Origin of the sequence: Paenibacillus sp. FSL M7-1414 (assembly GCF_038003195.1) — a bacterium.
Taxonomy (GTDB): domain Bacteria; phylum Bacillota; class Bacilli; order Paenibacillales; family Paenibacillaceae; genus Paenibacillus; species Paenibacillus amylolyticus.
Genome location: NZ_JBBOOS010000001.1, coordinates 1,266,913 through 1,279,774 on the forward strand (window position 1 = coordinate 1,266,913; position 12,862 = coordinate 1,279,774).

The window sequence follows — 12,862 nt, forward strand, 5'->3', positions numbered from 1 at the left end:
ATCGTGAAAGAGAATGGAATTGATCCGAAGGAGGAGAATTGATGCATCTGATCTTGAAAGCAAGCGGCGCTGACGCGGAGGTTGTATCCCATTTGTTAGCGAAGAATCCGTTGAATATATATGACCGCGTAGACAAAGGTGTGCGTGTAAGAATGGTGTACACTGCGGCTACAGAGAACGAAACAGAAGTACTGATTCATGCCGAGCCTGATCCTGTGGATCTGGTCAGAGGTACACCTGATGGATATGACATAACGCAATATATTAACGATCGTGAGTTCGTGACCAGCAGTCTGTTCTGCTCCTACATACGTGCGGCGCTCGGGACGGCCTTGAATGGTAAGCCGAAGGAAGACTATGTGCAGTGGGTGAATCATGCCTTTGAACTGGAACTGAAATTTGGCCCAGTGGCTTCCGATCTGCCCGATAAGGTTGTGGAGGAATTATTCTCGCCATTAGGATACTCCGTTTCGGTGGAACGTGGAGAGCTTTCGTATTCATTTGATCTGAAAAATAGAAGCACGGTTCGCCATATCATCCTGCGTGGTCGTAACACGGTACAACATGCGCTGCGTCAGCTCTTTCTGCTGATTCCAGTGCTGGATAATTACAAACATTATTTCATCAGTGAAGATGAGATCGATAAAATCAAACGATATGGTGAAGGGTGGCTGGATGCTCACCCACTGAAAGAACTCATTGTGAAGCGTACGTTGCGTTTTGCCGAACTAATCCGACAGTATGAGCGACAAGAGGGTGCTTTGACTGTGTCCTTTGGACAGGAGAGAGGAATAGGCCACATCTCGGAGGCGGTTATTCAGGAGGTTAACGTGGAACATCGAGAAGACGGAGAACAAGAGCAGCGTGGGTCCGAGTCTGTTAGCGATGGCAGCCAATCAGAACCTCCTGTGAGGTTAAACGAGTTGCGTTATCGTGCAATCACAGATGTGGTTGCAGCGTTACCAGTGAAACGGAGCATTGTAGATATGGGAGCAGGGGAAGGCAAGCTATCTGCCCGATTGGCGTACATCCCCGGTGTGGAGTCGATTCTGGCCGTTGAACCTTCGGGCCAGTCACGACTTCGGGCCATGGAGCGCTTCGCGAAGCTCGAGGGTCGTTCTGGAGTGGTGGCTATGCCGGAGCCGATCATCGGTTCATTGTTTTATTTTGACGAGCAGATGCAAAACCAGGACGTTATGATTCTGTGCGAAGTGATTGAGCATATTGAGGAATATCGTCTGAACGGAATTATGGATACAATCATGAACGAATATCAGCCAGAAGTGTTGCTAGTCACTACACCAAACAAGGAATATAACGAAGTGTATGCAATGGAGCAGGAAAGTTTCCGTCACCATGATCATCGCTTTGAATGGACTCGTGCGGAGCTGGCTTCCCGGTGTGAGGAATGGACGCAGCACGGGAACTATGGCTATGAAATTAAGGGTATCGGTGAGCATGTAGAGGGCTATGGACAACCTACCCAACTGGTCATTTTTGAACGGAGAAAGGAGAGTCTATCATGAGTGGAAAAACGGGTTCTAGCGAAACAGTTGGTGTGGGCAGAGGACAGCAGGATCGGAAAAATGGGATGGAGGAAAGACAACGTGAGGTTCGTCTACCCCATGCAGGCATTGTCGTTCTCGTCGGCCCATCCAACAGTGGCAAAAGTACGCTTCTGGATCGTCTCGTTGCAGAAAGTGTCATTCGCCGCACGGAAGCCGTCTCATCCGATCAATTCCGCATGATGGTTGGAGATGATGAGTATGTGGATTGGAAACAACGTCCCCGCAGTGAAGCGAATGTGATCTATGCGGAGTATCAGCAAGTATCGGCCAAAGCATTTGAAGCGATGGAAGCGATGCTCGCAACCCGCTGTCGTCTGAACAAGCTGACCTGGGTCGATGCGACACATCTCTATCCCGAGGATCGCGAGCGCCTGATTCAGGTGGCAAGGAAAGCTCATGTGCCTGTAATTGCTGTGGTGCTGGACATCCCTGAAAAAGAACTGCTGGAACGTGATGCCCGACGGGATTATCCGCGTGGGCGTCAACGGGTGAAACAACAGGTGCAACAGTTCAAGCGCACATTGCGCTCAATCCGTGAGGATGGCTTTGATGCCAGTTATGTGCTGAAGCAGCCAGATGAGATTACATTTGTCCGCACATCCAATCCGCTGGTGATTGATATGGGTACAGGTATTGATATCATCGGAGATATTCATGGTTGTTACGATGAAATGATGGAATTAATCGTCCGTCTAGGGTATGTGGACGAGGATGGAACTGGTCTGTACCGTCACCCTGAAGGACGGAAATTGGTTTCCGTTGGTGACGTAACGAGCCGTGGGCCAGAATCATTAAATTGTCTGTTGTTCTGGCAACGGCATTGTGCCGCCGAGCTCGCCTACATGATTGACAGTAATCACGGCTGGAAGATCGCGCGTTATCTGGATGGTCGTGACGTTACGTTGAGTCATGGTGACGAACGGGTGGAGATGGAACTGCTACAGTTTGAGCGGGAGCAAGGCCAAGAGACAGCAAAGCGAGTACGTGCAGAGCTAAGGAGCTTTCTGCTTGATGCACCGTCTCATCTGGTCTTTTCCCGCAACGGGGTAAGACAAGTGGTTGTTGCACACGCGGGGATTCGAGATCATTTTATCGGAAAACAGTCCAAACGCATTCAGGATTACTGCCGGTATGGCGATGTGGAAGGGACGGATGATCAGGGTCGGCCTGTGCGCAAGGATTGGTACGTGGATCACAATTCGGGTGAATGCATCGTCTGGGGACATGATCCCCGTCCATATCCTACGATTGTGAATGATACGGTCAACATTGATCAAGGTGTCGTTTTTGGTGGCATGCTCACTGCTTGGCGAATGCCAGAACGTGAGGCAGTCAGTGTTCCGGCGAAGCAGGATTATGCGGGAGATCCGGATAGCCCATTAAAGCGCTGGGAACAGCGGCGTTTTGCTCCACCCAACATACGTAAGTTCAAGGAGGGTTTCACGGTTCAGACAGCATCCAAACTTGATGTATCTGTGCACGGTGAGGTGGCGAAGACGGCGATTGATACGTTTTCCCATTATACTGTGCCGCTGGAAGAACTGATCTACATCCCGCCTACAATGAGTCCTCCGCCGGGTATATGCTCCGTAGAGGGATACCTGGAGCATCCACAGGATGCGTTCCAATATTATCGCTCACAGGGCGTTACCCGTATGGTTGCCGAGAAGAAACACATGGGCAGCCGGGCCATTTTGCTTCTTTTCCGCGATGAGCAAGCTGCGGTGCAGCGAGTGGGTAGGCCGATGTTGGGGAACATTGTAACCCGGACGGGCCGATCCTTTTTTGACCCTTCGACAGAGCAAGATGTGCTTTCCAGATTACAAGCGGACTTGACCACAGATGGTTATTTTGATCGTCATCAGACCGAATTCGTACTGCTCGATGCGGAGATTGTACCTTGGAATCTGAAGGCGCGTGAGTTGATTGCTTCACAATATGCACACGTTGCTGAAGCCTCGCTCATGGATCGCTCTACGGTGCTGGACAAACTGCGTGAAGCTGAAGCGGCAGGTCGGAATGTAGATGACTGGTTGCAGGAGACAGCAGGTAAACTTGCTAATGCCGAGACGTTCCGCGATGTATTCCAGAAATACTGCTGGGATGTGGAGGATATCGGGGACATACGGATTGCACCGTTCCACACACTGGCACATAGCACGGGAGCATTTTGGGAGCAAACGCATGAATGGCATATGGAGCAGAACCGTGAGTTCGCCCGGATATCGACCATGATGATGGAGACGGAATATCGCGTAATCGCAAGTGAGGCAGATGAAACGGATGTCATTCATTGGTGGGATGAGATCACGGCGGAAGGACATGAGGGTATTGTGATCAAACCGGAAACGTTCCGCGCCTGGAATAATAACAAAATGATTCAGCCTGCGATTAAAGTACGAGGACGTGCATATTTGCACATCATCTATGGGATGGACTACCTGGCACCCGAGAATCTGTCCCGACTTCGTAAACGTAAAACATCCAAAAAAGAACGCCACGCCTTAATGGAGAGTGCTTTGAGCATGGAGGGGATTGAGCGCTTTATACGCAGAGAGCCAGTGGAACGAATTCATGAATGCGTGCTGGCAACGCTATCACTGGAGTCGGAGCGAGTAGACCCGCGTTTGTAAACTGTTATATGAAAATAATTTTTGTTATTCACCTATATTGTATGGGTAATTATGGTATGATACTCTGGCCAAACTAATTGCTGGAGGTTATCCGTATGCGTATCAAAGTAATAAGCAGTTTGCTTGCCATTTTCATGATTTTTGCTACCGTTGCGTCTGCTCACCCGGGAAGAACAGATTCGAGTGGAGGGCACACCTGTCGAACCAACTGTGCAAAATGGGGGCTGAAACAAGGGGAATATCATTATCACAACGGAGGTTCTTCTTCGAGTTCCAAATCTTCCTCTTCAAGTTCATCCAGTTCAGGAAGTACCAAGAAAAGTAATAAGTCTTCAACGGCAACCCAAAAGAAAGCCACTCCTAAACCAGAATATATTAAGTCTGCTGTTCAGGTGAAGGTAAATGGTTCCAAGGTTATTTTCACCGAGTCTCCAATTATAATGAATAACACAAATCTCGTACCTCTGCGTGAGATGGCCAAAGCAATGAAAGCCAAAACGTCTTGGGACAGTAAGACTCAGACCATTACCGTTACCAAAGACAAGTACAAGCTAATCTTTACCTTGGGCAGTAAAAAGGTGAAGGTTAACGGGAAAGAAGTCACCCTACAGGCAGCACCCAAAGAAATTAAGGGAACGACGTACATTCCCCTCAGAGTTTTGGTAGAAGGGCTTGGGGCATCCCTCACTTCATCTGGTAATACGCTGACGGTGAAAGTCAAATAATAAGAATAAGAATTCATAAAGAAGCAGGTTAGGAGTTTATCCGGCCCTGCTTCTTTTTTGTATATGAACTTCGTTAAAGCGAAACCTCATCAGGCCATTTTACTTGGCGCTGCAACTTTTGACATGACCTGGGTCAGTTGGTATGAGCAACGGCTCGAATCTCAATCAGTTGATGAGGGAAGGCCAGACCCGATGTCCCAACCATCGTAACGGCCGGACGATGAGTACCAATATACTCTTTATACACAGCAACACATGGCTCAAGATGCTCCTGCGGGTGAACCAAAAAAATCTCCAGTTCAGCAATGTTCGACTTGGTCACGTTAAATCCTGCGAGCACGCGATCCAAGTTATCCAATGTCTGGCGGACCTGTGCTTCAATATCATTGACACCAATAAACGTTCCCTGCATATCATGCGAAAATTGACCTGCAATGTAGATCGTACCGTTAATACTGTATCCCTGAGCAACGCTGAATGCCTCTTCCCACGGGACCCCGTGGCTATATATTTGAGCTGTAGTCATAAGTTTCTCTCCTTTGGAAATTCAAGATATGGTTAGTATAAACGGAGAAAAACGACTTGGGCAGTACGCACTTTCATGACAGTGACTATCCATTGGGATAGTGTAAACACGGTGTTTGTGAGCCTAACGACTCATTTCAGAGAATCTTTATATCAGGATATTTAATTTAGGTATAACTAACTTAAGTCCTATATCCTTCCACTAGAATCTGGGTAATAATTATAGTAGGCAAGTGATTAATGGAATCTCATAACGTAACGATAGGGGGTAACCTGTATGGCATCTGTGATTCTGCTGGTGAAACAGACGGAGGACGATGAGAAGGTTATTTATCGCTTCGGACCGAATGAGCGAAAGATGGGGCTCATTGAGATGAATAAGATCAAGGAAAGTGTGAAGGAACTGGAACCTGTCCAGGTGGATGGGGTAAGCCCGAGTTTTTTCTTTAACCGAGCCGCGCAGCGACTGGTACGATGTTTATTCAGGGAAGGCGGCAAGTTCCCGGAACGAACGACGTTTGAATCATAGTCCTATGGCAGGCTGCATGACAAGTAGGCTGAGCAGGCAGTTGAGAGTTCATGGGTTAAATAATGGAAGAAGTCCAAGAGACCAAAGGTGGTGGCTCTTGGACTTTTTTTGCGTGTGCTGCACATTTAAGTATGGGAGACAGGGACCGCGAAGAGATTGATCCATTCTCGCAATTGTTTACGAAAGGAGGAATTGGTATGCTGGTCAATCTCGATGTTAGAATCACTTTCGCTGGTGGAATCTCTGTTAGTCATGCTCCAGATACCTTGTTCGGTATGAAGCAGCAGGAGAGCTTGATCAGGCAGAGGAATTACATCTTCGGCATAATTGATGATGCTGAGGTTATCCACACTACGACCAGAAGCTTCAAAAGAGTTATGCCATACCTTCAATAACTTGCGTGTTTCTAGAGGAAGCTCCCAATCATCCATGAATCTATCTAAAAAAATATGGTTTTCCTCGTTCGTCAGGACAGTCCATTGTTCCTCCGTTATCGTGAACTGAGTAGGTTGGTCAATGAATGGTTTGTGTTGCCCTATGTAAAATCGGAACAACTCCTCTTCCCATTCCTCAGGTTCTGTCCAGGTGAACAAATGCACACGTTGATCTACTGCCAAATGATAGAGGTATGTATCGTTGTTAACCGTACTTTTGTGAATGGTTAATACCTTTTCTTGTTCAAGGCTGTCTGAGTACGCTCTAATCATGCTGCGGCTTTGGGCAAAATGCATAAGCATCTTCAAAAACTCCGGCTCGATCTCTATCTTGGTATCTTCCATATGCAAGATTAGCCCCTTGGATAAAAGACCGTGAGAGGCAGCCCTTAGAACGAGTTCCCAGTGTTGTTCAGATAACTCGCCATACATCGGTTTTAGGAGACCGGCTGCAATGTCCTCTGCGCCAAGTGTGGCCAGCGCAAATCCGAATTCTTCAATGGATAAGGTAACAAGTCGTTTATTCATGAGCTTAACCGCCTACTTTCTATGTAGATTGATAGATACAGGTTACTTTTTTTAGAAGGTCATTTGTGCTCATTCCAGGTTTTTCGAAGTATTTTAAGAATGTCACTTTCCTGATGTTTCAGTAGACTATACGTATATATTTTAAAGCTCTTTCCGTCAACCATTTTGAATAAGTAATAGGATGGAGTAGGTTGAATCCATTTGTTTAGTCCCGGAGCTACGAAATCAATGGTGCGTATATCCTTCCAAGATAACTGTTTTCCTGCATTTGTCTTAATGCCAGACAGATCGAAGGAAAATAAGATGTTTGTACCAAATATTCTCGTGATGTTCCAGATAAACAGACGCCCCACAAACCAAAAGCTTAAGAATGCCGCACTAGTAAAGTACAAGGTTTGAAGAACGCTGTTGTCACCATAGATAACATCACCAATCAAGACAAGTCCAGCAATGATAAAAAGAGCAGATATCAGCGTATGACGAATTGCATATTTGCGTTGGTATGTAACGAACTGCATGGATACCTCCTAAGTATTATTTGAAGAGTTTACTAACCCATCTAATCCCTTTTTCAGCCGCTGAGGCTATATGTTTTCCGGCATAACTACCTATAGCTCCGCCTACATAAGCTCCAACTGCTGTTCCTGCAGGCCCGGCGAACGATAATAGGGTCCCGCCAACAATAGCCCCGGCTCCTGCAGAGGCAGACTTGATCACGATATTCGATGTGGACACGGCGAGATCTGTTTTGGTTAATGTTCCTTCCTTATACTTGGAGACCGTTTTAACCCCTTCATCCCAAACATTAAGTCCTACGTTGATAGGGAACAGTTTTTTGCTTATCATTGTAGGGATTTTGGAAATTTTCATACCGTATTGACCTTTATTCACACCGGCAATAACATTGCGGGTCCATTGACCGAAGCTGTTGGCTTTGTTGAAACCAAGCCCGATATCACCTACTTTTAATTTACCTGCAAGTCGATCAAAGCCCTTTAATCCTTTCATGACCAGACCCGGGCTGCGGAATTGTTTATCCAGTTTACGTGCCATGTTGCTCAGAAAGGAATTTCCTTTTCCCTTCACCCACGGAGCATTATGGACTTTGGCACGGCTAGAGTTCCGGGGATCTACTTTGAAATGAACCGTTTTGGAGAGTACCATGGACGTAGCCATAGCAGAATATAGTCCTGTTCCAATCAGGCCTACATTCCCATGAATCCCATTAATTATATTCCAAGACTTACTTCCTTGATCATATATATCCGATAGCGTCGTTTTTACATCTTTCCCAGAAGCGGATTGGCTTGTACTGGTCTGTACACCATGCTCCTGAGATTGATCCGCTTGTGAGAAACGAGTTGCGATGGTATGTAGTTCCGTGCCAATCGCAGAGACTGAGCTAGAGAATCTTTCCATTTGCCGATGTGCCACTTGAAAGTTCTGAAAGAAACGCTCTTGTGTGATTCCTGACCACTGGCCCTGTAATGTACTTATATGTCTGCTTAAATTGTTAATCATGCTACGACTATGTTCCGAAGCTTGAGCAAATTGGTTGGAGATTGCCTGAAGCTGCTCAGGCGGTACAATAATCCTGGTCACGACATTCACCTCGTGGAAGATAAAATTAAGAATTTCTACAGATTATGTATATATCAAAAATGAAACGCTGTGAAATATTTACCCATTAATTTTAAAGGTCGAAACGTTTATTCGCAACGGCTAATAAGCAATTGACGCGCAAAACAGTCCTTTGGTTTGGTTAAATAAGTGCTCTTCGTAAGACTTTGTTCCTGCAAGTGGGACGAACAGTATAAACAAAGAAGCCCACAACCACCTGTAGGGGGCGTGGACTTGTAAATTTGATTTTGGTCTTAACGGAGGAATGTACTTACGCACATTCCTCATCTAGAACGTTTTGGCATAAGAAATCAGTGCTGTTATCGTGATGATGTTAAGCAACGTTGAGATTAGCACCGTCTGGGCTGCAAAATCGGGTTCGTTATCGTATTCTTCTGCGAGAATGGATGCATTGACACCCGTCGGCATACCGGAAGCGATAATAAGTGCCTGTGCAGCGATACCTTCCAACCCAAGCAGTAGCACAATTGAAATCCCGATAGCCGGGCCAATCAGAAGACGCAAAAATGTGCTAATATACACATCAAGGCGATACAGTTGAATTGGATATTTTACAATCTGTGCCCCGAGTGTCAGAAGCGCCACGGCAACCATACTTTGCTGCGCATAGGTCAGTGGCATGGACAGGAACGTAGGCAAGGGAACCTTCCACATGTGTAACAGAATCCCCAGCAAGAGCGCATATGGAACAGGCATTTTAAGAAATCCAATAATCACCGCACGGTAGTTACCTTTGAGCTTCGCGCCCTGAATGGACAACACGCCGTAGGTGAATGTCAGTAATGCCTGCAAAGACATGACCAGCGCCTGAATGGAAGAGGCGAGTGGATCGCCGCGGAATACCAGTGCATTGATGGGCAGTCCATAGTTGCCTGCGTTATCCAGCATAATACTGTTGTTGAAGGCAGCCTTCATGCCTTTATTCATCCGAAGCGAGCGCGCAAATACAGAACCTACAATATAGAGAATCAATACATATATCGCGTAAAAGAGTGTCACTGTCCCAAGCAGTTCGCCCGACATATCCGAGTGGTACATGCTCATAAAGACGGCTGCGGGGGTAATACAATAGAAATTGATTTTGGCGAGTGTGTACAAGTCCAGCTTGAACACCTTTTGCATCCAGGAACCGACGGCGATCAAGAGAAAGACGGGCAGGACGACTTCAAGCATGATGTCTGCAATCATTAGTTCAGCTTCCTTTTTCATGAAAATTTCAATCCGATTTCGAAAATGCTTTGCTTATTATATCATTTTATACACACACGAAAGATGTAATTAGTTAAAAAAGATAAGGGGGCTTCCCATCATGATTCCAGATCATCTGGATGTTGGTTTATCGATATTGTTTATTGGTTTCAATCCGAGCATTACGTCTGGAGAGACGGGTCATCATTATGCTTACAAAGGAAACCGGTTCTGGCGCATCCTTGAACGGTCGGGATTAACCCCGCGTTTATATGATGCACAGGAGGATGGAGAGTTGCTGAAGCTGGGATATGGATTCACGAATATTGTGGCCCGTCCCACCAGAGGTATGGAGGATATTACGAAGGAAGAGTACGCAGAAGGACGACAGATTTTACGGCAAAAGTTGGAGAAATACCGACCGGACATCGCTTGTTTTGTCGGAAAAGGTGTATACACCCAGTACAGCAAGCGCGCCAAAGTGCAATGGGGATTCCAAGACGACCCGGTCGTCAAGGAAATTCAGGAGTTCGTCGCCCCATCGTCCAGTGGACTCGTGCGCATGTCGATGGATGAGATTGTGGCGATCTATTCCCAGCTTGCTGATTTTTGTTGCGGAGAAGAACAGGGAAGATTAAGAGGCAAGTAAGGCAGGAGAGAAAGATAGCAAGAATATATTGCCACGGAATGTGGATTCGGGGTTCCAGAAATTTACTCACGAAACCTGCAGAGAATGTGCAGCGGCAATCACAGAATGTAGGTATGCAGAGTTCACCCAGTCGGCTTTGCCGATAAGGGCGAATTCTTTTTTTTTGGATAAAGTGAGAGGTTTCGGGAACGGCTTCCGTCTATATAGTACAGAACCATGCATGGAAGCTGTAGAGAAGGGGGATTACATGAATCAACAGATACCGGAGGAGGAGCTTATTCAGCGTATTGTTGCAGGGGATAAGCAGTTGTTCTCCGTGCTAGTGGATCGATATAAAAATAAAGTCTACGGCATCATGCGCGGAATGGGCGCGAGTCATCCGGATGCACAGGATCTCGCTCAGGATACGTTCATTCGTATCTATCGTCATCTCCCGTCGCGGCGGGAGGGAAGAAGTTTCTCGTCGTGGGTGTATACCATTGCGGTGAATCTGATGCGGGATTTTATACGGGAAAAGAAACCCGTCATGTCTCCGGTCGATCATGGGATCGAACCTGTCAGTAATGAAACACCTGAAAAGCGTGTGCTGCATAAAGAGATGCAGCGTGAAATATATCGACAGCTCGAACAGTTACCTGAATCGTATCGCCTGGTGTTATTACTGAAGTACACAAACGAGTTGAGCTATGAAGAGATTGCAGACATTACAGGCATGAGTTCAACCAAAGTGCGCAACGCCCTATATCGCGGGAAAAAAACGCTGAGGAAGCAAATGGAACGCAAAGGAGGTCTAGCTACGTATGAAGCCTATTTCAAAGGATGAGGATCGGTTGTGGGAGGAGCACCTTTATCGTGAGGAGCCGGATGCGGATTTTACGCTTAAAATCATGCAGAAGCTGGATGGCGTGTCCATGGAAAGTGGAGAAGATCAGCATCCATTCGTGAAAAAATCCATTAGAGCGCATTGGATGCGCCGGACTGGAATTGCAGCAGCGGCTGTTGTGATCTTTGCCGGAGGGGCCTGGTTTGCTTTTGACCTTACGACAGAGCTATCCTCCCCCTCAGTGAGCGCTGTGGATCGCCCCCCGCTACCGAACATGCCTGTGCCGGAAGAGTTGAAATATTCCTATTTTGCAGATGATTATAAACGTCTTAAACCTCTCGGACTTGTAGTTAATCCGGATATCAATATCAATGACCAGGGCTACACGCTTAAAATTGAAGACGTGCTTGTAGACCGATCTCATATGGTAATGACCATGCAACAAACAACACCTGATGGATTAGGGTTATCACGGTTACTGTCTGAGATGGGGAGAATTCATGTTACGGATGAAGAGGGGCGACAGGTTGCTACTCTTGCAAGAGATACCAGAACTAAGGGTTCCGTAACTGAACGATTGTTATTCCAGTTCCATGATGAAATTCCGGATCAGGTAGTCGTGCGGGGTGAACTGCGTAATTTAAATGTGGGCAAATATTATGATTACGAGAAGAAATCCTACGAAGATAGAGATGTTACGGTGGATTGGAGCTTCCAATTCAATATCGATATGACCAAAGCCAAATCATTGGCTGTTGAAAATTCTATGGATAACACATATACGACGCCAGAAGGACTAAAGCTTGATATGACACAGCTTGTACGCACGCCAAACGGAACCCGGCTTGACCTGAATGTGAGTCTGGATGATAAGCTTCGTGGCAAAGTTAATGAGGATTGGGCAAACTATATGAGCATCATCTACCATCTTGAAATCCCTGAAACAAATGAATACCGAATTTTCAATGGGATAAGACCAGATTCACGTCAAGCCAAGTTTCGACTCCAAGATCTGAGTGACTTAAGAAATGGTGGGCCGTTGAAGTTATCGGAGACATGGGACCCTGCATTTGTTACGGTAGATGCGAAGAACATTCGCTTTGTTCTGGATGGTTACACCCTCCCGGTGAAGGAAGAGAAATCAGTGGAAGTTGATCTGAAGAGGATGCGTAAGGACGTTAATTTTTATACTTTTGTACATTTTGAACAGCTTGGAGATGAAATATTGTTTGATGATTTTGATTACGAGCCAGTGATGGAATCGTATGATCCTCCGCAGGTTGATGTAAAGAAAGGGTATTCATTAGTTCTAAAGGGAAGAGGGACGTTTCGAAATGCTTTCATGGGTGATCGTTGGGTTGCAGTAGATTCGGATGGAAAAGAGTATCCTGTTGAAGTGATCGGTTATCCGGATCAGCCTAATAATAACGGTGAATACGTTGAAGATGATCTGCAATTAAAAATTCGTGGTTTTAACGAAGAAAAAGGTACAAAATTCACCTTGAAACGAACGGTGGTTCACCGTGAGTATCGTGATGTAAATTGGGAAGTGGATCTTCCGTCGTACAGTAGCCTGCCTTGGCTGAAATAACCAGTAGTACAATTCTTAGACATGAAGT

General features: G+C 46.2%; 12 protein-coding genes. 7 read left to right on the top strand and 5 right to left on the bottom strand.

Going from position 1 to position 12,862, the window contains the following annotated elements:
* The first annotated feature begins 41 nt into the window (after positions 1–41).
* The 3 genes from MHH92_RS05655 to MHH92_RS05665 all read left to right on the top strand — a co-directional run bounded on the left by MHH92_RS05655 (position 42) and on the right by MHH92_RS05665 (position 4,926).
* Complete coding sequence (locus MHH92_RS05655; RefSeq protein WP_340902549.1) at positions 42–1,526, top strand: 3' terminal RNA ribose 2'-O-methyltransferase Hen1; 1,485 nt, start codon at positions 42–44, stop codon at positions 1,524–1,526.
* Between the two features lie 65 nt (positions 1,527–1,591).
* Positions 1,592–4,201 (top strand): polynucleotide kinase-phosphatase, encoded by a 2,610-nt coding sequence (locus MHH92_RS05660; protein ID WP_340907633.1) that lies wholly within the window; start codon positions 1,592–1,594, stop codon positions 4,199–4,201.
* Between the two features lie 95 nt (positions 4,202–4,296).
* Positions 4,297–4,926, top strand: a complete 630-nt coding sequence (locus MHH92_RS05665; protein ID WP_340902552.1) for a copper amine oxidase N-terminal domain-containing protein — start codon at positions 4,297–4,299, stop codon at positions 4,924–4,926.
* 133 nt (positions 4,927–5,059) lie between these two features.
* Here MHH92_RS05665 and MHH92_RS05670 read toward each other — a convergent pair whose 3' ends face one another.
* A complete protein-coding gene (locus tag MHH92_RS05670) occupies positions 5,060–5,452 on the bottom strand; it encodes a RidA family protein (RefSeq protein ID WP_127547171.1) in 393 nt (130 codons plus the stop codon).
* Positions 5,453–5,728: 276 nt separating this feature from the next.
* On the opposite strand from MHH92_RS05670, the gene MHH92_RS05675 reads away from it, so the two are divergent.
* Entirely contained in the window at positions 5,729–5,980 is a 252-nt protein-coding gene (locus tag MHH92_RS05675) for a hypothetical protein (RefSeq protein WP_076251279.1), read from the top strand.
* Between the two features lie 125 nt (positions 5,981–6,105).
* Here MHH92_RS05675 and MHH92_RS05680 read toward each other — a convergent pair whose 3' ends face one another.
* The 4 genes from MHH92_RS05680 to MHH92_RS05695 form a co-directional block, all read right to left on the bottom strand.
* Entirely contained in the window at positions 6,106–6,942 is an 837-nt protein-coding gene (locus tag MHH92_RS05680; protein ID WP_340902557.1) for a hypothetical protein, read from the bottom strand.
* A 59-nt stretch (positions 6,943–7,001) separates the two neighbouring features.
* The gene (locus MHH92_RS05685) at positions 7,002–7,460 is read right to left on the bottom strand and encodes a hypothetical protein (protein ID WP_127547167.1); all 459 of its coding nucleotides are present in this window, start codon (positions 7,458–7,460) and stop codon (positions 7,002–7,004) included.
* Positions 7,461–7,476: 16 nt separating this feature from the next.
* The gene (locus tag MHH92_RS05690; RefSeq protein WP_340902559.1) at positions 7,477–8,544 is read right to left on the bottom strand and encodes a WXG100 family type VII secretion target; all 1,068 of its coding nucleotides are present in this window, start codon (positions 8,542–8,544) and stop codon (positions 7,477–7,479) included.
* 306 nt (positions 8,545–8,850) lie between these two features.
* A complete protein-coding gene (locus MHH92_RS05695; protein WP_017690279.1) occupies positions 8,851–9,771 on the bottom strand; it encodes an AEC family transporter in 921 nt (306 codons plus the stop codon).
* Positions 9,772–9,892: 121 nt separating this feature from the next.
* Here MHH92_RS05695 and MHH92_RS05700 point away from each other — a divergent pair, with 121 nt between their 5' ends.
* From MHH92_RS05700 to MHH92_RS05710, 3 genes are all read left to right on the top strand, one after another.
* On the top strand, positions 9,893–10,420 hold the full coding sequence (locus MHH92_RS05700; RefSeq protein ID WP_340902561.1) for a mismatch-specific DNA-glycosylase: 528 nt from the start codon (positions 9,893–9,895) through the stop codon (positions 10,418–10,420).
* Positions 10,421–10,667: 247 nt separating this feature from the next.
* Positions 10,668–11,243, top strand: coding sequence for an RNA polymerase sigma factor (locus MHH92_RS05705; protein WP_340902562.1), 576 nt, complete (start codon positions 10,668–10,670; stop codon positions 11,241–11,243).
* On the top strand, positions 11,221–12,834 hold the full coding sequence (locus MHH92_RS05710) for a hypothetical protein (RefSeq protein WP_340902563.1): 1,614 nt from the start codon (positions 11,221–11,223) through the stop codon (positions 12,832–12,834). The genes MHH92_RS05705 and MHH92_RS05710 overlap by 23 nt, the downstream gene beginning before the upstream one ends.
* Positions 12,835–12,862 lie beyond the last annotated feature (28 nt).